Origin of the sequence: Enterobacter sp. RCC_40, assembly GCF_041360735.1 — a bacterium.
GTDB classification, from domain to species: Bacteria; Pseudomonadota; Gammaproteobacteria; order Enterobacterales; family Enterobacteriaceae; genus Enterobacter; species Enterobacter ludwigii.
In genome coordinates this window covers 295,790-316,518 of record NZ_JBFUPR010000002.1, presented here as the reverse complement: position 1 = coordinate 316,518, position 20,729 = coordinate 295,790, and the positions used below count along the sequence as shown (strand labels likewise).

The 20,729-nt window shown below is 52.9% G+C and carries 24 protein-coding genes; 1 reads left to right on the top strand and 23 read right to left on the bottom strand.

Annotation, left to right across the window (positions count from 1 at the left end; translation table 11 throughout):
* Positions 1-721 precede the first annotated feature (721 nt).
* A complete protein-coding gene (gene xisR, locus AB6731_RS09635) occupies positions 722-961 on the bottom strand; it encodes an excisionase family protein (protein WP_371006281.1) in 240 nt (79 codons plus the stop codon).
* A gap of 49 nt (positions 962-1,010) precedes the next feature.
* On the opposite strand from xisR, the gene AB6731_RS09630 reads away from it, so the two are divergent.
* Positions 1,011-1,181, top strand: coding sequence for a helix-turn-helix transcriptional regulator (locus tag AB6731_RS09630; protein WP_371006411.1), 171 nt, complete (start codon positions 1,011-1,013; stop codon positions 1,179-1,181).
* A gap of 338 nt (positions 1,182-1,519) precedes the next feature.
* Here the strand turns inward: AB6731_RS09630 and AB6731_RS09625 are convergent, their stop codons facing one another.
* The 22 genes from AB6731_RS09625 to AB6731_RS09520 all read right to left on the bottom strand — a co-directional run bounded on the left by AB6731_RS09625 (position 1,520) and on the right by AB6731_RS09520 (position 20,640).
* Positions 1,520-2,716 carry a phage tail protein gene (locus AB6731_RS09625; RefSeq protein WP_371006280.1) on the bottom strand — a complete coding sequence of 399 codons (1,197 nt, stop codon included), beginning with the start codon at positions 2,714-2,716 and terminating at the stop codon, positions 1,520-1,522.
* A 64-nt stretch (positions 2,717-2,780) separates the two neighbouring features.
* A complete protein-coding gene (locus tag AB6731_RS09620; protein WP_333184516.1) occupies positions 2,781-3,749 on the bottom strand; it encodes a DUF6453 family protein in 969 nt (322 codons plus the stop codon).
* Between the two features lie 3 nt (positions 3,750-3,752).
* Positions 3,753-6,551 carry a DUF1983 domain-containing protein gene (locus tag AB6731_RS09615; protein WP_371006279.1) on the bottom strand — a complete coding sequence of 933 codons (2,799 nt, stop codon included), beginning with the start codon at positions 6,549-6,551 and terminating at the stop codon, positions 3,753-3,755.
* Positions 6,551-6,949 (bottom strand): hypothetical protein, encoded by a 399-nt coding sequence (locus AB6731_RS09610; RefSeq protein WP_371006278.1) that lies wholly within the window; start codon positions 6,947-6,949, stop codon positions 6,551-6,553. Before AB6731_RS09610 ends, AB6731_RS09615 begins: the two co-directional genes overlap by 1 nt.
* A gap of 6 nt (positions 6,950-6,955) precedes the next feature.
* Positions 6,956-7,540 carry a hypothetical protein gene (locus AB6731_RS09605; protein ID WP_108647415.1) on the bottom strand — a complete coding sequence of 195 codons (585 nt, stop codon included), beginning with the start codon at positions 7,538-7,540 and terminating at the stop codon, positions 6,956-6,958.
* A complete protein-coding gene (locus AB6731_RS09600; protein ID WP_371006277.1) occupies positions 7,540-8,133 on the bottom strand; it encodes a hypothetical protein in 594 nt (197 codons plus the stop codon). Before AB6731_RS09600 ends, AB6731_RS09605 begins: the two co-directional genes overlap by 1 nt.
* Before the next feature lie 13 nt (positions 8,134-8,146).
* A complete protein-coding gene (locus tag AB6731_RS09595; protein ID WP_371006276.1) occupies positions 8,147-11,404 on the bottom strand; it encodes a phage tail tape measure protein in 3,258 nt (1,085 codons plus the stop codon).
* A 34-nt stretch (positions 11,405-11,438) separates the two neighbouring features.
* Positions 11,439-11,702: a DUF4035 domain-containing protein gene (locus AB6731_RS09590; RefSeq protein ID WP_063214802.1), complete on the bottom strand. Its 264-nt coding sequence runs from the start codon at positions 11,700-11,702 to the stop codon at positions 11,439-11,441.
* Positions 11,703-11,725: 23 nt separating this feature from the next.
* The gene (locus tag AB6731_RS09585) at positions 11,726-12,127 is read right to left on the bottom strand and encodes a phage tail assembly chaperone (RefSeq protein ID WP_086463388.1); all 402 of its coding nucleotides are present in this window, start codon (positions 12,125-12,127) and stop codon (positions 11,726-11,728) included.
* A 54-nt stretch (positions 12,128-12,181) separates the two neighbouring features.
* Positions 12,182-12,652, bottom strand: coding sequence for a phage tail tube protein (locus AB6731_RS09580; protein ID WP_047345261.1), 471 nt, complete (start codon positions 12,650-12,652; stop codon positions 12,182-12,184).
* A 53-nt stretch (positions 12,653-12,705) separates the two neighbouring features.
* Positions 12,706-13,053, bottom strand: a complete 348-nt coding sequence (locus AB6731_RS09575; protein ID WP_371006274.1) for a hypothetical protein — start codon at positions 13,051-13,053, stop codon at positions 12,706-12,708.
* Complete coding sequence (locus AB6731_RS09570) at positions 13,050-13,499, bottom strand: HK97-gp10 family putative phage morphogenesis protein (RefSeq protein ID WP_049133287.1); 450 nt, start codon at positions 13,497-13,499, stop codon at positions 13,050-13,052. The genes AB6731_RS09575 and AB6731_RS09570 overlap by 4 nt, the downstream gene beginning before the upstream one ends.
* Positions 13,496-13,834, bottom strand: coding sequence for a phage head closure protein (locus tag AB6731_RS09565; protein WP_371006272.1), 339 nt, complete (start codon positions 13,832-13,834; stop codon positions 13,496-13,498). Before AB6731_RS09565 ends, AB6731_RS09570 begins: the two co-directional genes overlap by 4 nt.
* Positions 13,834-14,160 (bottom strand): head-tail connector protein, encoded by a 327-nt coding sequence (locus AB6731_RS09560; protein WP_371006270.1) that lies wholly within the window; start codon positions 14,158-14,160, stop codon positions 13,834-13,836. Before AB6731_RS09560 ends, AB6731_RS09565 begins: the two co-directional genes overlap by 1 nt.
* Positions 14,161-14,193: 33 nt before the next feature.
* On the bottom strand, positions 14,194-15,351 hold the full coding sequence (locus tag AB6731_RS09555; RefSeq protein ID WP_371006269.1) for a phage major capsid protein: 1,158 nt from the start codon (positions 15,349-15,351) through the stop codon (positions 14,194-14,196).
* Between the two features lie 2 nt (positions 15,352-15,353).
* Positions 15,354-16,031: an HK97 family phage prohead protease gene (locus tag AB6731_RS09550; RefSeq protein WP_371006268.1), complete on the bottom strand. Its 678-nt coding sequence runs from the start codon at positions 16,029-16,031 to the stop codon at positions 15,354-15,356.
* 17 nt (positions 16,032-16,048) lie between these two features.
* Positions 16,049-17,323: a phage portal protein gene (locus AB6731_RS09545; protein WP_371006266.1), complete on the bottom strand. Its 1,275-nt coding sequence runs from the start codon at positions 17,321-17,323 to the stop codon at positions 16,049-16,051.
* On the bottom strand, positions 17,323-18,837 hold the full coding sequence (locus AB6731_RS09540) for a terminase large subunit (protein ID WP_371006265.1): 1,515 nt from the start codon (positions 18,835-18,837) through the stop codon (positions 17,323-17,325). The genes AB6731_RS09545 and AB6731_RS09540 overlap by 1 nt, the downstream gene beginning before the upstream one ends.
* A 6-nt stretch (positions 18,838-18,843) precedes the next feature.
* Positions 18,844-19,329, bottom strand: a complete 486-nt coding sequence (locus AB6731_RS09535) for a terminase (RefSeq protein ID WP_371006264.1) — start codon at positions 19,327-19,329, stop codon at positions 18,844-18,846.
* A gap of 182 nt (positions 19,330-19,511) precedes the next feature.
* Positions 19,512-19,715 carry a hypothetical protein gene (locus AB6731_RS09530; RefSeq protein WP_371006263.1) on the bottom strand — a complete coding sequence of 68 codons (204 nt, stop codon included), beginning with the start codon at positions 19,713-19,715 and terminating at the stop codon, positions 19,512-19,514.
* Entirely contained in the window at positions 19,715-20,056 is a 342-nt protein-coding gene (locus AB6731_RS09525; protein WP_060578663.1) for an HNH endonuclease signature motif containing protein, read from the bottom strand. Before AB6731_RS09525 ends, AB6731_RS09530 begins: the two co-directional genes overlap by 1 nt.
* Positions 20,053-20,640 carry a hypothetical protein gene (locus AB6731_RS09520; protein ID WP_371006262.1) on the bottom strand — a complete coding sequence of 196 codons (588 nt, stop codon included), beginning with the start codon at positions 20,638-20,640 and terminating at the stop codon, positions 20,053-20,055. The genes AB6731_RS09525 and AB6731_RS09520 overlap by 4 nt, the downstream gene beginning before the upstream one ends.
* Between the last annotated feature and the right edge of the window lie 89 nt (positions 20,641-20,729).

The window sequence follows — 20,729 nt, the reverse complement described above, 5'->3', positions numbered from 1 at the left end:
GATTTACCACGCATAGCGTTGTGGGACAGGATTAAAGCATACAAAAACACTAATGATAATTAGTATCAATCAAGTTTAGTCGTAAAAGTGTAAAATATTCTTATACAGCGGATAAATATGATAAAAATCCAGATTATAAAAATGGATGAAATAAAGATTAAGAAAACCTTAGGCTGGAAAAATAACAAATATTGATTAGCGTTCTATTTATTTCCCGATTATTTAATCGACAGAATGAGATCGGCATAAACGTGTATTTAGCGTAAAACGGAAGAGTGTAAGCAAAAAGGGTGAAGGCAGTAAATGGCCCCTGTAGGATTGAATATTAAAAATCAATTCATTGATAATGAATAAGATTATCAAATTCAATAATCATACATACCCCCTAAAGTACCCCCACATTCGTTTGCATGGATACTGCGCCAAGAATCATCACGGTAATCCGTACTCAATTACAACCTTACGCTAACAAAATTTTATACGATGGCATAGTTCATGGCATTGCACCTCGCAAACCAAAACACGCATAACGAGCAATGGAACTCAAGGCCAAGGGTATTCCAATGTGTAACGACGATTCCATTCTTGCCAACCTACCAGAGAGCCAAGCAGGAACCGTTCGCCACAAAGATGCTTTTGAAGCGTACAAGATGGCGTATCAGGCTTGACTAACATAAACCCGGCCACCGAGTCGGGTTTTCTTTTGACTCACTCCTTCGACCTATTTCGGTTGTCGTTTAGCTTGCCCTTCTATCCATCGGTTAATGGCTTCAAGATTGTACATACACTCGCTATTCTCCTTTGGTATGCCGTCAGGGGCGATATGAAGATATTCTCTTCCGACCAACCATGACTGTTTTCTTGCTCGCTCAATCGTTCCTGGACGTAGGCCGGTAACGATTATCAATAACGACTCAGTAACCCATTTATTGGGAACGACTTTAATTTCCTGATTTTCCATATTCACACACAACACTGAGAAAGGAGATTACCAATTGAACACCACTTTAATGAGAATTGAACAGGTTTGTTTTGCCACGGGCTTCAAAAAAACAACAATTTACGAATGGATGCGGAAAGGAACGTTTCCTAGGCCGATAAAGATAGGAAGAAGTGCCCGATGGCCTTCCTGTGATGTGGAAAGGTGGATAGCAGACAAAATCAAAGAAGCAGGAAGCTAAGTAATAATGACCGTTAGACTGGAGAATAGAAATGCCTCAAAAAGGACGCACAGGGCTGAACGATGATTCATTCATCGACATGCTATACATGACAAACGACTCAGGATTTTCATCCCGCTACTTCTACAAGTTCATAAAGAGCGGGGAATTCTCTGCCCCGATAAAGCTCGGCAGAAGTTCGAGATGGTTACTTACAGATTATTCTGAATGGAAAGCCAAGCACACTGACAAAAGAGACACCAGCCAGCGGTTCACGTAGACTATTGCACGGAAGCTCGGACATGAACACTGAGCAACCAGCCGCCGCCCGTTCTTGCATACGACAGGCGGCGGTTTCTTTACGAAGCTGGCTCCTGCAATGCCACATCTATCGCTTCTTTCTGGCGCCGATTCCAGATACTTTCTTCTGGCATATCCAGGCGAAGATCAATCCATCGGCCTTCCGGAATATCCATCGGGGCACCGGCAATAATCATCGCTGTTTCTACATCAAAGCGGCGACGAAAAACTGAAACAGTCAGCACGCCATCTTCGGCGGTAGTGATGTTTACGAAGCACAGAAAGTTGCCGTTGATATCCTGGGGGATCTCTACTGTCCATCCCTCAGGATTCAGGCCACTGCTCCCAGTTACGCGATATACCCCTTCACCCTTTCTCGATGCGGTTACACCCTCCGCCTCCTCATTACATTCAACCAGGCCCGTGCCATAAAGTTTAACCACCGGAGAGGCCCGCTTGATGAAACCGTTCGTGTCGACCGTAGTGTTTGCTTCACCCCACCATTTTTTCCATGTCACTGCAGCAGGGTTTGCAGGATCAAAAGTCCCAGTCCAAATATTGTTCTGGTTAAAAGCAAACCCAAACCCTGCATTTGAATATACCGGCACAGACATCATACCAATAATGGCATTTCCACTTCCTGATGGAACCCCGACAGTAGGACTACTGGTGCCATCACCACGCATACGATAAATTCCTGCACGATAACCATCAGCAAGGCTTACCAACTGAGCAGCTAAAGAGGCATCAGCGCCAATACCAAATCCGCCTACCTGGATAACGTTCCCATTGGCTAAACCAGCGTCTTTACTTGCTGCCGTCCCAAGATCTGATGTATTTGCTTTATTGTTGAGTTCCGATGTAAAGCTGTTCCAGGCGGGACCCGTGAAGCTGCTGCCGTCTGGCAGGGTCACCGTAACGTTTCCTGTACCGCTGAAAATGCTCTGCCAGTTTTGTTTGTCGTAATTGAGACCACGCAGGGCTTCCGCGCTCTGGGCCACGAGAGCCGCAGTTACCAGGTTCATTGCCACGCGCGGTACGGCATACCATGCCGCTCCTGCCTGAGTGGGTCCGGTAAAGTTGCTGACCAGCGTCAGGGAGATATTACTGTTCAGGGTTTTGATGGCGAGCGTGTAGGGAATACCGCCCACGGTTACAACAATAAAATCGCCAGCGACCAGCTCGGTGGTAAAGGCAGTGCCACTGCCGGTGACTGCTGCTGAGTTATTGGTCAGTGTCAGTGTTCCTGCGGACATAGATGCTCCTTTGAGGCAATAAAAAACCCCGCCGGAGCGAGGTTGGTGTTAAGACTGTAAAGGTTCAGACGTACATATCGGGGATTACGGGTAACGAGATCGGCGTAACCCCGGCGTTCGCGAGCTGCCTGTCAGACCAGCCGACATACAGCCCCCTCCCTGCCCTCAGTGTGCCGTTCTGCATAACCAGGCCATAGTGATAGTGGTAAATGCGACCACCGCCGTAGCTGGGCACCCTGAGACCAAAGCGGCCAACCGGAACATATCCGCCACCGGGGACGGTCTGTGCTGTTGTGGATGGCACAAAATTTACGCCAAGATAAACAAATGGCCTTCTCGCCGTTGAGAACGTGCACTGGCCTGCCGCGTTATAGATATTGAATCCGGGATTCGCGGCCACCGGTGAAACGCCACCTGCGAATATGACCACATCAACAGTGCCACTCATGGGCTGATCTTCCGTGTTTGATCCGTCGTTAAGAAACAGCAGCCGGTTTCCGTCATAGTCCAGCGTGTAGGGGCTGTTCCACTTACAGCAGACCAGATATTTGCTGCGATCGAATCCTGCAATGGTCGGAGTGACCCAGCCTGACGTACCGACGGTTACCCTGGCTTTATAAATGCAATACCCGACCCTCGACGCCGTTGTAATCGCCGTAAAGTCGGTGCTGTTCTGAACGAGCAGGCCAACGTTAGAATTCTGGCTCACCGGCAGTATCTGCCACAGCGTGCCGGAGAACGCCACGCGCTGTGGATTGGGTAATCCGGGGTTTGAATTTCCGCTCCAGTTTTGCGTGACGTTCGCGCCGGAAATACTGACGCTGTCCAGTTTGAATATCCCCTCGTCGCTGATTACCGTCTGGGTGGGAATGAAAATAACATTCGAACCCGAAACGTAACCCTCGACCGTCGCGGTATTAACTTTCCCGATACCGCCGGAAATCGCCCCGCCATAAGTGGGGCAGCGTAATCCGGCGGTGATCTCCATCGGCTTACCGCCATCGTTCAGATCGATTAAAAGTCCTGAAGGCATAAATCACCATGAGCCAACGACGATACGGCCACCGCCGGGGATATTGACGGTAATACCGTTATTGTTGATAACGACCGTGTTATTGGTCCCGTTGAAAGCAAAGTTACCGCTGTCGGCATAAAGCTTTCCGTGGAATTCACAATCGCCGTTTTTGTCGATGTTCCAGCCACGCACACCGGCGGCAAAATTTGTCGAGCGGATGTAACTGCCGATCTTCGCGTTCGTGATACTGCCATCCTGGATCATCGCGTCACGGATAAAGACCTGCCCGTTAAAGACAAAGAACGCTGCCTGATAATTTCCCGGATCGCTTCCTGAGTAGATACCGAATTGATCCGCAGCGAATACTACGGTTGACTTGTAACTGCCTCCGGAAGGTTCAATGGACATCCCAAATCCGGTATTGTATTTAACCCCGTTTCGGACAATACCCAGATTCAGCGTATAGGACGCCTTCGCAGAACCGTTGCTTGTCACCTCCGCGTTCATCTTCTGATTTACCGCTGCTGTCAGATCACCAACCTGAGACTGCACATACGTATCAAGAGATGCGATTGCCTGCGTGTTATTGCTGATGGCCGTCTGCTGCTGAAGTATTTGTGAATTAACGCCATCAAACTGAGACTTAACGCTGGTCGTCAGCTGCGCAAGCGCCTGGTCTACTGTGGCGATTGTTGTTCTGACAGTCAGGATTTCAGCGTTAACTTCACCCAGTTGCTGGAACTGGCGATCCACAGTGCCTTTGTTTGCCAGCGCGTTCTGCAGAATGCCTTCAAGGTTGGTATCAACGCCCTTCTCGACGTTTTTCATGGCATCGGAATTTCTGACAGCTTCGTCAATGACATCTATCAGATCCGATGTATCTGTCTGGCACAGCGCGGCCACTTCGACAAACGCAGACGTACCGAAGGCGTTTATTGTGCGAACATACCAGTAATAGGTGTGACCGTTCTTCAGCCCGTGGCTGCTCCAGGTGGTACCGACACCGGCGCGCGTGGCCCCACCTTCTACCGTTGGCGTGCTGGTATTCGGCAGCCTGGTCTCTCCTGACGTCCAGAAGTCAAACTGGGTTGATACGTTTGTCATTGCAGCGAGGCGCGGGTAAAGCGTAATGGCAAAATAGCTCTGTTCAATATCAACTCTGGACGGCGGAGGCGGTGCCTGAATGCTGAATTCAAGATATGCCTCCGGCGACTCCGCGCCCATCTGATTTACCGCGGTGACATGAGCCGTGTAGGTAGCCTGGACAAGTCCTGTCAGGCGGGTGAATGAACCCGGTACCTGAGCAGATAACACCATCTGGCCAGCCTTGCGGATCACCACCTTGTTATAAACAAACTGACCAATGTTCTGCCAGGACAGCACGCCCTGAACCACCTGCCCAATTTCCTCGACGGTGTATTTCAGATTCTGCGGCTGCGCCACGCCTCCCGGGGGCAACTGCGTAAACGGTGGGCGCTCAATCGGTTTTCCAATCGCATCCCCCCAGACGTCAGCAGTCTCCTGCTTCAGAGTGATCTGCACGCCGTTCTGTACGCCGAATTTCCAGTCAGTAACGCGCATTTCGACATTAACGATACCGAGCGACGGAAAGTTTACCTTAACGTACATACCTGGACGGTAGCGGTAGCCACTCAGGTTCAGCGTGAGATTCATCGTGCGGGAAATTCGGGTGCGCTTCAGCTTGATGTCTGCCAGTCGCTGTGCCTGAAACTCACTGGTCACAAAGCGAAGCTTCAGGTCCTGTGAAATCTCAACGCCATCTTCGGTAACCCATTCACTGACGGATACCGCCGGGAAATCAGCTTCAGCATACGTCTGTTTTGGATCGATAAACGTGCCGTTAATGGTGTTAACGCGTTCAGACTGAGACACTTCCGGCATCATTTCGATATTGCCGGCCAACTGGCTTTCAGTGATCACTTCTGTCGCCGGACCGTAATACGCGCCAACCAGAATTCCGTGCTTACCGGCGATGTATGTTGGTTCAGCTGCACCCGCAGCCAGCATCGCTTCAAGAATGCTGGACTTGTTTTCACTGAGATCGAATTCACCGTTGAGGGTGTAACGTTTTTCCGTGGTACCGTCGCCATTCGTTACCGTCTCGTCACAAATGTTGGCGGCTTCCTGAAACTGATCCCAGTTCAGATCAGCGTCAGGAACTTTCAAATAATTGCGGTAGTAATCCAGCACGCAAAGCGCGAGGTTATTGCTGTATTCCGTGCGGCCGGTGCGCGGGTCATAGACTTTGCGCCCCGTTTTCTCCACTTTGATGTTTGGGATGCCGGAAGGAAATTTCTCAGCGTTAAACTTCAGGGACACACGAAGCCACGAAATTCCCTTGCCAATCATGTCAGTTTTCCATGACGGGCAGTTTTTCAGCATAAAGGGATCGGCGGTCTGACGGTCGTTATGCACTTCCCAGGTCGCGTTATCAGGGTATGAGCCAATATCATCATCACCGAGGTAAATGGTCCCTACGCCGGAAAGCGGATGTCCAGCCAGAGTGATGGCAAGGTGAAGCCATTCCCCATCGGTCTGGTTACCTGGCTGTTCTTCCGAAAAAAACAGCGTACCGGCTGATACAGTTCTTCCGTAAATCACCGTTTTGGGGCTGGCAGCGGCGCGCAGAACCTGCTTCCTCTCTGATGTATCACGATAGGCACCGAGTGAAGGCTTTTTCGTCAGCATTTGTGTTGCAACCTGCGCAGCTATGGTGATAGCCATTGCGATGGCATAAGCACCATTAGCTGCAGCTGCGCCAGCGGCAACAGTCGCAATGATAGGAATAGCTGCAGGCATCAGCGAACCCTCCATGTACTCAGTGGTTTAATCCTGAGGCAGACCAGGCCTGCTTCTCCCGGCACCCACACAGCTCCGCCATAAATCACCCCGGCACAGCGGGTACCGCTGTTTTCAACAACAGCAATATCCCCGCGCTGGGCCATCTTCACAGGCACCTCGTCGAGGTACTTCGCCAGCACGTTCTCAAGAGAGCCACCACCACGCAGCAGCGCCTTTTTCGCGCCCGTTTCGCTGTCATACGTACCGCGCCAGCCGTTGGCAAAATTATCGCCGGTCATCGCTTCGGCACAGTCAGCTGCAAACAGGCAGCAGTCATGTTCGCCCCATAAAAAAGGCCGCTTTTCAGCGGCCCTTATTACGGCGATTAATCTGTTATGCCAGTCTGGATGCTTCATGCTTCCTCACGAATAGGTAAACCCTGGCGCATCTTTTTTGCTGCCCCAGTAAATTGAACGCTCTGCCATTTGAGCGACGTAGCGAAATATTCGGTCACCCGGCTGGGCTGCCTGGTGGGATTCGTCGGTATAGCGGTCCGGGAACGGTCGCTGCCAGTCTTCAAAAATATTACTGACGGTGTACTGCAGGGCGTTGGTTTCGCCCGATGTCGCCCCGGTACCGGAAATACGCCCCTTAAAAATCAGGTCTGCAACCTGCACAACCCCGTTATCATCCATCGCCACCAGATAGAGTTCTGCAGGTTTGCCCACGCAGCGTTCGTTGAGCGTTTTAGCGAAAAGGGACATATCCAGCCCGGAAAGTGTCATCCTGAGCTGTGTCGGGCTGGTCGTGTTAGTTTCATTCACATCATCGATGGCCCCCAGCGTTCCCATGCCGTAATAGACATATCCACCGAGCACCAGCGTGCCGGTGCCGGAATGGACGTAAGCGGTCCCGGACTCAAACTGGACATTTGCCGCCAGCACCGCAGTAACCCTGTCGCGCGAGAGCCAGGTGATCATCGAATCTGAAAAAGGGGAATACAGCATTAAAAAGTCTCCTCAAACTCCAGTGTGTAGCTGGTAAAGATACCCGGGACGCGATTACCCGCGCCCTGCTGGTTATCCTTCAGCTTAAAAATGCCGTAGGGTTTCCCTACCTCAATTTTTCCGTTAACCGGCGGCGAGGTACGTAGCATTGGCGCAATAGGGATGATTGCAGTACCGGTTGATGTACTGGTCACGTCAGCTGTTACCATCTTCAGCTCGTCGTTCACAGTAAGGTAATCCCCGGTGCGCAGCACGAGCTTGTCTGGCGTCCAGCCTTTACTGCTGAGCTGTGTTCCAGTCTGGTTTGCGTCCTGCACCACCGGATTTCCGGCAGGCGTTCTACCCACCCGGCCCCAGTCGTGAATTTTCACCCTGCCATACTCACCATCGAGCGAGGCCACCAGCGCATCGATGCGTCTGGATTTATCGTCTGTAAGGTTGCTAAATGTCAGGGAACAGATCCAGCGGGTGCCGGGGAAACGAACTGTCTGTGATGCACCATTAAACGGGGAGCGAAAGGTTTTGGTATTACTTTCCGGCCGCCACGTCAGCGACGCCGGACATACATCTGCAGGCCATTCAAGCACAGCCATAGTCACTCCTTAGTTAAACGCCAAGCATCCTCCTGGCCTGTCCGTTGGTCTGAAAATCACTCAGCATGTCCTGGCGCGCCTTTTTCGCACCATCTGCGGCCCCTTTTGCAGCAGCCTCCTGCATGGCACGATTAAGCGCGGCGTCACCGTTACCAGAAACATTGATATGCTGGGTGATATGGATTTCACTACCACCACCAGCAGCTGTAGTACCGACCATCCTGACGCCAAGAGTGCCATTTGGTGTCCTGGTTAGTGGCATCACAGCCTCGGGGCCAGCTTCACCCATCAATCCATCGCCTTTGGCAAATTTGAACATCGTCGGGCCGGAAATGATCGAATTGCTGAAATGGCTAAGATTTGGGGAATCAAAGACGCCACCTTTGGCAAATTTCAGTCCGCTTGCCGCGCCAGTATATGCGCCTGATGGTGTGCTTCCGACAGAGGTTGCATCTCCCCCACCAAAAAGACTACCAAGAGAACCAAACAGGCCGCCGCCCCCAGCAGACTTCAACGAATTGACTAACATTGCGTTGAGTATAATTTTTTGCATAGAAGCCAGTACCGATTTCGACCAATCCTCCCAGTCAACTTTATTACCCGATAAAGCATCGGAAATATTACCGATAAGACCTGTCATTGAATTGTTCACAAGGTCTGCTGTCTGCGAGGAATAATCAGAAGCGGTGTCAAACCAGTTTTTAAATCCTTTCTCAGCGCCAGCAGTCCAGTCAGCTTCAGAAGCAGCGATTGCTTTATATTTTTTGTCCAGTGCATCGAGAGCCGCCGCACGCTGTGCGATGGCTTCGGTACCACCGTCAGTTTTGGCAAAAACACGGTCAATCTGCTGCGTTTCATCGAACCGGCTGCGCTGGCGATCACTCATTCCTCTGGTTTCGGTTGTCAGCGTCGCCTCGTCCCTGAACTTCCTGGTCGCTTCAGTTAAATCCTTCAGGGCATCAGCCTGTTCGCGCTGCTTGCGCACGTTCTCATCAGCCTTTTGGGTCCACTTTGCCAGTTCTGTAGACGATGCCTGAATAGCCCTGCGCTGCTCGTCTGTCCATTTAGTGCCTGCCTGATGTGACGCTGCATGAAGATCGGAGGCTTTTTCTCCCTCCGTTGCACGCACACGCTGCACATCAATAGCCACGCTCAGATCGGCCATCTTACGGGAATACTGTTCAGCGGTACTGGCCGCTTCACGCTCGGCTTTACTCTGCGCATTCGAAGCAGCTGTGGAGGTCTTTTTGGCCTCAGCTGCTGCCGCATCCTTTTTGGCGGCCTGATCCTTGTTGTAGATGTACTGGGTATAAAGCGCCCCCGTCAGCTTCAGGTCTTCTGCTTCATACACGTGCTGCTGATGGAGTTTCTCTAAACCGCTCAGGCTGGCCAGTTCATTATCGCGGCGTGAGCGCTCCAGTGCGGTTTGCTGTTGAGGCGTTGCGTTCGCCAGTGAAACGACGGGCCCGGCATACTGCGGAGGCTTCGCGCCAGCGGTCGCTGACATTGAGCGGTTAAGCAGGTCATACGCACCTTTCAGGATTGAGACGGCACCAGCCTGCTCGATAGCCTTTTGCGTAGCCAGGTCACTGGCATTGTTTACCAGCTTCTGCGTTTGCTCGACTTTTGAGGCTGCCTGCTCGCGCTGGTACTCCAGCTGGTTCAGCTTATCTGTCAGCTCAATGTTTTTGGCCGTGATGTCAGCCTGGTCCATGAAGGTGTTAATCAGGGTCAGCGTCGGATGGCGGTTGTAGTCCTGCTGGATTTGGTCAACCGCCTTGAGGCTGTCTTTCACCTTCGCGATCTGAGAATCAAGGTCAGCCAGGTCCTGTTTTTGCGCCTGTAAAGATGTGCGGGCGTCGGCTGCGGTCGAACGTAGGCCAAGCACCGACATCTGCTGGAGCTTGGTGTTGATCTCGTCAAGGTTGTTGGCAAAACCTACCGCCTCACGGTGCACCTGCTGGGTATGCTGATAAAGGCCATACATCGCAGCGCCAGCACCGATAATCACTCCCGGCCATCCTCCGAGAATACCCAGCACCCCACTACCCAGTCGGGACATTACCGAGGCTGTGTTGGTGAGGTTGTTAACTGCAGAGGACCTGCCTGCAAGCGCCGTATTCAGTGATGCCTGAGCTGCAGCAAGATTACGCTCAGCGACAATCTGAGCCTCAATACTCGTCGCCGCTGCGCGCGCCTGTTGAGCGCGGTAAACAGCCTGACGGCCAGCAGCAACGCTAACCTGAGCGCCGCGAACCTGAGCCTGCGCCAGCGCAACCTCTGCGGCCGTATTAGCGAGCACTGCCCGGGTTGACTGCGCGACGCTGCCAACCATATTGCCGAAATAACGTGCCAGGCCTACACCAACCAGAATGCCTGCGGTGTTTGCCACATCATCGATGTTATTCGCCAGACCATCCAGCACGCCGGAAAGCGTTGATGATGCGCCGACGGCATCGTTCGCCCCGCCAACCCATGCGAGAAAGGCGTTTTGCACTTTCTGTGCAGATCCGCTGATGGATGCAGGAAGGGTGTCGAACTCTTTACGGAGGATCTCGACGTTGGTCAGTAATGGGACGATCTTGTTGGTCGTCAGCTCGCCGTTGTTGGCCATGTTACGCAGGCCACCGACAGTGGTACCCAGCCCATCAGCCAGCAGTTTAGCCAGGCGGCCGCCGTTCTCCATGATGGAGTTAAATTCTTCACCTCGTAAAACGCCTGAGCCAAGCGCCTGGCTAAGCTGGGTGATAACAGAGCTCGCCTCTTCGGTGCTGGCACCAGAAAGCTTCAGTGAGGTTGCAACGGTTTCCGTAACTTTTGCGACGTCAGCGGAAGCGTAACCGGCATCACGCAGTGACTGAGCAATACGACTGTAAAGGTTGCTGTTTGCTTCGAGTGATGTTCCGGTGCGCTGGCTGATCTCCATCAGCACGCGCTGGGATTGCACGTAATCCTCACTGGACGAGGACGCCAGGCGAAGACGTCCATTCAACTGGTTCCATGTATCGGCAAACTGAATCAGCTGATGCGTTGCAAATGCACCAGCCCACGCACCGGCAAGCCCGGCAGCAGAAGATCTCACGGTTGCAAGCTGAGAATTCAGGTCAGCCAAAGACCGCTGAGTTTCACGCGTGGCCGCTGCAGCTTTTTTTCCGCCCTGCTCCATGGTGCGGTAGTAATCGGTTCCCATGCGGGACGCTCTGGCGATCTCAGACTGGAAAGAAGAAGAGTTCGCCGAAATTTTGATGATTAGCTCGCGCAGCGTTGCCATATTTCACCCATAAAAAAGCCCGCAGCCGCGGGCGTCAAAGACCGGATATCCATTTTTCGAGTTCTGAGACTTCTGCGCCCCCTTCCTGCTCACCCCATTTCAGCATCACATCAGGGATAGTGAACTTCCCGCCCTGAGAGTTCAGCATTGCAACTGAGATCTGCGCCGCCTGTGCATCGGCGCGCCAGTCTCCCACAGGGCTAATGCGGTCGAACTCGATCCACATTTTTAGCTCACTGGCGGTAATAGTCTGGCGCAGTTCGTGGAGAGTGCGCCCCATTCGGAGCGCGAGCGACATCAGGAAGAAGGTCAGCGGCTGCTTTACGGCTTTCCCGCTTCTTCCTGACTCATGCCGAGGTTGAGGGCCTGAGCCAGCAGGCGGGAGTGTACGGGACCATAAATTTTAGATACCAGATCTTGATCCTCGTCGCTGAATACGCGCTCGCCGTTTTCATCCAGCAGAACGTCAATAAACAGAACCACATCTGCCTTTTTGTTACGCAGAAACTTTTCCGCCTCCGTCAGCGTCGGTGCTTCTTCGCCCTCGGCGAGCTGGGGATTAACGATCTCCCGGAATTTCACCCAGGCATCGCCAGAGGGTTCACGCAGCGTTACCCTTGCGCCATCCCATTCAGGGACAGTGATACCTTCTTTGGTGCGATAGGCTTTCGATGCTGTAAGCGCCACGTTGCGTAATGAATTCTGTGATGTTTTTTGCGCCATTTCATTTTTCTCTTGTTACATGGTCGGAGGGATAAAAAAAGCGGCCGAAGCCGCTCAGGAACCAGACGCGTAGATGCGTTTAGGTTTGCCGCGTACACGCAGAGAATAGGTAGCGCCAACAACGGAAGAGGTTGCGGCAGACCATGAGCTCTGGCGTACTTCCACCAGCACGTAGAAACCGTTGCCAGACGGGAATACCACACGCAGCGCACGCAGTTCGTCATTTTCGTAAGCGGTCTGCAGTGCCTCCTGCGCTGCTTCATCGCCAACCCAGTTACGGGTAATGCTCATTTCAGCAGGTGCGGCGAGGCCGTTGGTTTGCTCTTGTTCAGTTGAGCAAAGCGTGGTTACGTCGATATCCCCTTTCTGCCCGCCGGTGAAGGTGATCTCCTTTGTTGCACAGGCAGCTTCCAGCCAGGTAATGCCAGCCCCCGGGAAGCCTGAGGCGTTAAAATCATCGGCGGTTACGGGTGCGTCGGAGACGGCAAAGGTCATCCCCTTTGTGACTTCATACTTACTGGTCATGGTTTCTCCAGTTAAAAAAAGACCGCCGGAGCGGTCTGTTATGGTGGGTAAGGTTAAACGGTTACCTGAAATTCGAGCGTTGCCCGGTGATAGCGCAGATCAGGCTCATAGCCCGGCGTTTTCACAATGCTTTCCGGCTTCAGCACCTGCAGAGCATCAAGCGCCATATTCCTGATCGTGCGCGCTTCAATGATGGTGCTGGAATAGACATCAACCTGCACAGAAACGGCAGATTCAGCCTGACCGCAAAGAACGTCTGCGGCCACGTCGGTAATAATCGAGAAAATTACCCAGGGCGTAGAGACTGAAGGCTTCCCGTCACTGCCGAGCGGCGCAACGTAGGGATAAACCTGTCCTCCGGCCAGCGGTTCCAGCAGAGGATAGAGATCGTCTTCCGTCATTTGCTTAATGCCTCGTCTATGGCCTGGTTCATACGCCTGATCGCAACCTCTGTGGCCTGCTCCTGGCGAACATCGAACGCGGGACGAATGAAAGGGTGCGGTGGCATGTTAACGGTTCCCATTTCAACGAATCGCCAGTAAAAGGCGTTTCTCGGGTTACTCGCCTTCATCGTGTTATCGCTGTTCCCGGTGCGCGGGTTAACACCACGAATATGGACGCCGGAAGAAATTTCCCCGCGGCGGCGGCTTTTTTGGGTCACCACCACCACGTTTTTTTTCAGTTTCCCGGTGCGCACTGGTGCGCGTGCGATCACTTCTTCCTTAAGCACTTCAGCGCCTGCGCGCGTGGCATCACGCAGAACCTTGTTGTTTTCGGCGCGGCTAAGCGCCTCCAGATCCTTTGCGATGTCATTCAACCCGGAAAAATCGAGGCTTGTCTCAATCATTTTTCAGCTCCCGTTTTGCAAAGAATTTCCAGGCGAGTGCCGGTCGTATTTGCTACAGGAGGACCGATGATATTTAGCACCTGGCCTTTATACGGGCCGCTGAGCACTTCCAGACGAGAAGAGGCGTTCAGCTCAGCCCTGAAGCGCATCCAGACGCGAATGGTTGCCTGCGCCGTTTCCGCGCCACCAGACATCTGCTCTCTGCCGCTGATCCCCTTCACCTCAGCCGGGACCGGGTTACCACCACTCCACGATTCAACCAACTGACCAGATGGATCGCGCGAAGTCGTGAATGTGAGAATTTTTACCCTGTGCCTGAATCGTCCAGGTTCCATCAGGAGCCCTCCTCAGATTCAGATTTACCGCGCCAGTTGCGATGAATTAACATCATGCGTTCGGCTGCAGCGTTCTCATAAAGCTGTACTTCGCTTTGTGCGGTGCGGTGTTCAAACATGTCAGCAAAGACAAGGAGAACGGCGCCCTTAACGGCTGCAGGAATATCAGCTGCAACCTTCCATGCTGGTTCATCGCACCAGCGTATGCAGTAGTCAAAAGCGGCCTGAGCGTACAGGGTGATCAGCTCGTCCCTGTCGTCTTCCTCAAACTCAATCTGCTGCTTGAACAGGCGGAGGCCAATTACATCCAGAACATCTATCGCCATACGTTAAAAGGGCGGGTCACCCCGCCCCCTCCATCATGAGCCAGAAGAGAAAGCGCCCTTGATGATTGCCGTCGGGCGATAGTGCGCCAGCGCCAGGCGTTCTTCGCACAGGATGGTCAGCATGTTTTTCACGAAGTTGTCGCGGTCTTCACGGCTGACTTCCACGGTGGCATCCATGCGATCCCACACCTGTGAGGCCATATCAAAACCGCCCACCGTAAAGGTGCCGGCGGCCTGCGCCTTAGTCGGAACAACTGGCAAACCCCACATGATGTTGCTGGTAAACGCCTGAGGACCACCGAAGATATAGCGGCCTTCGTTGTCTTTCAGCAGCGCGATGTTGTGCCAGTCGCGCGGGTTCAGGACGATACCGGAAGCGCTAAACTCAGACTCTGTCACCTGGTAAATAGCGTGAGCGATAATGTCAGCGCGGGTGTCGCCGGTGGCATTCAGCGAGGTGTCATAGGCTGTTGCCACTTTATTCAGACCTTCCAGGTTATCCCCGGTACCGTCGCCGTTCAGCAGCTGGCCTTCTTCCTTCAGCGCCAGACCATACATGAGGCGGTTGTTGACGTATGACTGCAGCATTGGCGCATCTTCCATAACCTGACGTGACGCCTGCACCCAGTGGGCGATAGTCTTCACGTTCGCGGTCTGCTTGCTGAAGGTAATATCCGATTCAGGTTTCAGCGCTTTCTCGGCCACCACATCGGCGTTATTGGTAAACACCTCTTCACGGACGTATTCCAGGGAGTTACTGGAAATGCGGCCCTGCGCCAGCAGATCACGAATGGTCAGACGGCGCAGGCCCGGCATGATGATGCCTGGAACCTGCATAGGCTGGATCAGGCTGCCTGCAGAATCAGAATCACTACCCAGCGACTTGTTAAAGGTTTTCGCGTCGAAGCTGCCTTTGCTGCCGTTCCAGGACTTCTGCAGCTCTTCCGCTGCGCGTTCGGAGAAGGATTTCTTCTCACCCGGATTTTCGGCACCGGAGGCCAGTTTCTGCTCGAGATCGAAGAGGCGGGTACCGGATTTGGTCAGCTCTTCCTGTACTTTCGCAAGGTCGGACTGCAGTTGTTTAGAAACCTGACCGGTGCTTTCGATTTCTGCTTTCTGCGCATCGAAAAGCTGGGACATTTTCTGCTGGGATTCTTCGATAGCTTTTTGAATGAGAGCGAGTTCAGACATAATTAATTACCTAAATTAGAAGGGAAAGATTTGATGCTCTGAAGCAGAGCGTTGATTTGTGCTTCGTTTCCGTCGCCCTCGGACTCGCTCCGAATCGCTGACTTAAACCGGGCTATTAACCCAACTGCCTGTGATTTGGTGAGGCCGACTGAATCCCTCAGCCAGTTCTCCACATCACGGATTGTTTCAATGCCATCCACGCTTTTCATGGCTGCAATGCCAGCCTGTTCGTTAGCCGGGAAGGTGCAGACGCTGATTTCGCGCAGGGCCAGGATATTCTTAAAAATGCGACCGGTAGGGATGATGGTGTAATCGTCTTTGGTAACCGAAAAGCCAACCGACATACCCTCAACCGTACCGTGCTGCATTGCCGCTTTCAGGTCGGTGGCACCGCTGTGCCCTGGCGTAAGTTGACCGCGAACGTAGAGCCCTTTTTCGTCTTCGGCCAGACTGTCCCATTTACCAACCGGCAGCTCCCACGTCTTGTGGTTGAAAAACATCGCCACTTTGCGGGTCTGGTTCGCCAGTGCGTTTTTGAACGCCCCGGGCAGAATGATGTCGCCATCGGAATCGGTGTTATTAAAAACAGAGGCATATCCTTCGAAAATCCCCTGCTTCCCGTCACCGGTGAATTTGATTTCTGTCTCGTCGAAGGACAGCGTTTTTACGATTTCAGGCATCACGGCCCCCATAAAAATTAAGCCCCGTTATTTCGGGGCTCTTTGTTGGTTCCTAAGTCGGTAATCGGCACATACTGCGCCTGTCGCATCGCTACATCGCCACCAGGTAATGGCGGCATGTTGTCTGTTCGGCGCATTTCGTTGATGGTACGCAGGCCGGACTCTCCCATTGCCTTCATGAACGCGGCACGGGAGGCAGAATCGCCCCTCAGGAGACCATCAAGATTGTGCTCAGCATGTAGTCGGCCAACGTCTTTCGATGGGATCAGCCATCGCTGAATGCTGTTTTCCCACCGGGAGATATAGGGCTGCAGCGTGTACTGCAGGAAGCCGAGATTCTGCTGCTCGATACCCGATCCCCAGCTCGTTGACTTCTCGACATCGCCGACAAGGTGAGGCGGTACGCCAAAGAACCGCGCCAGCTCACTAACCTGGAATTTTCGGGACGCCATCATTTCGGCATCCTGTGGCGTTACGCCAATTGCCGATGTGGAAAAGCCCGCTTCCAGAATCCAGAGGCGTTTTTTTACCGGGCCGCCGGCGATCTCTTTGAAGTTCTCTTCGACCTGCGAGCGCTGCTGTTCAGTCAGCACTTTTTCGCCGGTGGAGAGAATTTGCGGAGACTTAGCGCCATTGGCAAAGAAATCTCGTTGCTGATCCTCCATCGCCACCGCCACGCCTGCCGATTTACAGGCAAAAGCGATGGGTGACAGTCCGACCAGCCCGGTAAAACCGAAGCCTTTAAGGTGAAAAATCTCTTTCTGCGAAAAGTCGGCGTATTCGCTGTCGCGTTGATAGCGATAAACCACTTTTTTACCGACGAGTTTCACATCCATGTTGGCAGACTGAAGCGGGAGAAGGCTGATCACGTCACCCGCGCTGTTTCGGTCCACCAACGCATAAGCGTTACCATAGAAACAGAGCTGCATCGTCATGGCCTCCCTGAATTCCTGGGCAGTCATGTACTGATTCGGTGAGTAGCGCAGCAGTCGCGCCAGCGGATTGCTCAAACCCACTTTTTTACGGTTGTCACTCTGGTCGGTTTCGAAAACATCAAGCGGTAAGCATGCCGTGAGCGTTGAAATCAGGCTCACGCAGCGCCACACCGTCGAAATTTGCAGTATCCGTTCATCGTTAATGGATGAATCGCCCAAGTGTCCGTGGGCCGAAACGGGACCCGTTTGTGAGCCCTGATTTGGGGTGACTAAACGCCCGCCGACAAACCAGGACTGCAGCCTTGCCCACCAGCCGTTATTGGTGCGCAGGTCAATCGTGTATTTAGGTTCTTCCATCACATGCTCAGCGGTCGGAAAATGAAGTCATCGAAGTCACCACCCTGTTCGGTAACTTCCCCATTAGCAGCACCAACGGACATTGTCATTGCGACCATGCCATCAATACGGCCCGTTGCTTTGGATTTGTCGAGCTTGCGGTTGCCAGCAGCATCTTTCACCACGACCGCATTCACGGCGCACATCGTTAATACGGGGTGCATGCCATGCCTGACGCGCCCGTTAAGCATCAGAGACTCCAGCGTGTCTACAGCTGGCCCCATATCCTTAAAGCCCTGACCGAACTCGACCAGCGGGAGGTTCAGGCCAATGGCATCTGCATCTTTCCTGAACTGGTCAATGCGCCAGCGGTCGAAAGCCATCGAGGTAAGGTCGAAATCACCGATAATTTCAGCGATATCCGCAACGACGAATGAGTAATCTACCGAGGCACCTGGCGTGGTGCGCAGCAGCCCCTCTCTCACCCAAACGTCATAGGGCGCGCGGTCCGTTTTGGTTCTCTCTTCAAGAGTTTTTTGCGGTGTCCAGAAGAAGGGGAAAACATCCCAAACACCATCATCTGCTTCACCAGCGATAACCAGTGCCGTTAAGTCGTTCCTGGCTGACAGATCCAGCCCCGCATACCACTTCCTCGGAGTGTTAACAGGCATCTCCCCGCACAGCTCCCAAACGCTGCGGGAGATAAACGGCGATACGGTTGACACGCGCTGATTGAGGTTGAGGTTGCGGAAGGTGTTTTCGAAGCTTGGCATTCGGCCAGCTTTCTCAGCCTGGCGCGCCATGTCTTTTTCTGACCTGAATGTTCCAAGCGCCGGGTTCGCGGCCAGCCAGGTTTCACGTTTGCTGATATCGGCGTCTTTTGGCGCTTCGTAAACGTGGCAGACGATATGCGGATCTTTCGATCTGACAGCATCATCAATCCAGATACTCAGCAGGTCAGCATCGTTTGCCGCCTGGGTGCTGATAACAATCAGCAGCGGGTTTTCGTGCGCCCCCTGAGCGGTAGTTATTGCATCGATAAAATCATCCTGCGGCCCCCTTACCTGCCCTGTTTCATCAAGAATCGCCAGAATCGGTGAGAGACCGTGCGTGGTTTTACCTTCAGCGGATAAGGCCTTGTATTCAACGTTACAGGGCAAACCAATCAGCTTTTTGCCGCTTGGCGTAATGTGCACAATCTCCTGCAGTTTGGGGTTCAGGTTAACCATCTTCACCGCGAGGTTAAAAACGATGGCAGCCTGTTCCCGACTGAGTGCACCGCTGACTATCTGCGTGTTCTGCACTGCTTCTGGCCCCACCAGGTGAGCCAGCAGGATTCCGGCAATTAAACCTGTCTTGCCGTTTTTTCGGGCAAGACTAAGGATCGCCATATCAGTTCCGGCTGGATTGTCGTAAAGATCCAGGATGAATTCTTTCTGGAAGGGGTCCAACCGCATTGGCTGGCCGATAAGCTTGCCTTCAGGCACGATGCAAAAGCGCTCAATGAACGCTATTACACGCTCACCTCGCGTCATAGTCTTTTATCCGTGCTTGGGAAAGGCGATCAGGTTATCGTCCTGGTCCTGATGCGTATTTTTCGTATTTCGTGCATCACGATCATTCTGATTGCGTTTTTTCTGGTCGCGGCTTTCACCGTTGGTTGCGTGGGAATGGATCTGCAGGTCACGGCGCTGAGCCAGGATAGTTCGCTGCAGCTCAACAATCTGCTTGCGAAGGTCTTTGATTATCCCTTCGTCTCGCCCTTCTCCGCGAATGCGCTCTTCTTTGCGTAAATCCTTGCGTAAAACGGTGATATAGAGCTGATTATTTGCCAGTTCTACGGCGGCCAGAAGGTCGGCTGGCGTCCAGCTGTCCAGAGCTTTCGATCTGATATTGTCATGCCAGAATGGTTCGGCTTTTTTTTCCAAACCTGCATGGGACGGAGGATCGATGGTGTCCACTGCTGCATTTTTCATGGCCTGAACCGCTGCCGCCGAACTGTCGGAACGGGTTCGTTTATCTGCCATATGTCAACACCTTAAAACTAAAAAAATCGGGTTAGCGTTAAAATCAAACTTTGGCGGCGGTCATTTGGGGCAAAGGTTTTGAAGATTTGATCCCCCCCCCCTGCCCTGATGCGATTAATTCTCATTTCAAATCATTGCATTTGAAATGATTTCACATGATAGGTAATCGACTTGCCGCCGCGCTATGCCGAATGTTTGTCTACCTGTTCGAGCTTGTGAGCGCATTTCCCGTACTCGGGCAATGCATGCCCTGAGACGGTCAGTGTCGGTACGTTCTCGCCTACGGTATGGGAGAACTGGATAGACGTTACGCGCTTCATCTCTATGCCATCAATTGTCAGCTGAACAAACTTACCGTCGCGGTATTCAATAATGAGGTCTTTCATTACGTACTCCAGTGAGACGCAGGATCGAGTGGGTAGCCGTTGGCATCACACCCTATTACAGCACCGCGCTTCTCCATTCTCTGTTTCGTTGAGTCATGATGTGCTTTGCACAGTGGCTGCCAGTTCTCTTTATTCCAGAACAGGAGCTGTGCCTTCGATATGGCCAGAGGGTTACCTGACTTAAGCGCATCTTTAAGTTTGTGAGGTTCGATATGGTCAACCACTGTCGCCGGGGTTATGCGTCCCTGCTGCTCGCACATCACACATAGCGGATGCTGCTGCAGGAAACGCAAACGGGCCTTATCCCATCGGCTGCCATATATGCGGGGCTCTTTGTTCATGCCAGTCTCCATGCGCGGCGGCGTTCCGTCCTCGGCTCGTTGTCAGGGTGACGCTCGACCGTCTGCATGTCGGCGTGATCCACCAGCGAGTAACACGGATAAATCACCCGACCACCGAACGCCTCACCGACGGCGTAATCAGCTGCCAGCGTTTTATTCCATGCGTTAAGCATGCGCACCAGTCTGCCCCGAGGAGGGCTGTAACATACGCCGTGAATCAGTTTGCTCAGAACAAGGTAATCAGCGTTTACTCTGTCTGCTTCCACCAGCATTCCGGCTATCTCTTTCTGATACTGTGGCGGCCGGCCGGTACCGAGATAAAAGCTCAGCATGTCGTCAGGGAAGCGCGTCAGCCAGTCAGTAACCTTTTCGTTGAATCCGATTACCGGCAACGCGTCGTCTTCCAGCACCACTACCCGGCATGGTTGACTGGCTGCCCATTCAAGCGCACGGCGATGATTCCAGTTAGCTCCGTGGTTACCGTCATCAATCAGCAAATGTGCGCCTAAAGCCGAGGCCAGCGCCTCAGCCTGCTGCCGTCTGGCGTGATGACCGACCACCACAAACTTTATGTTTTCAGCCACCAGCAAATCTCCATAAAAAAAGCCGCACGATGGCGGCTACTGTTTGAATATCAGGGTGTTACTTTGCATTAACCCTGGTTAAGGTAAGC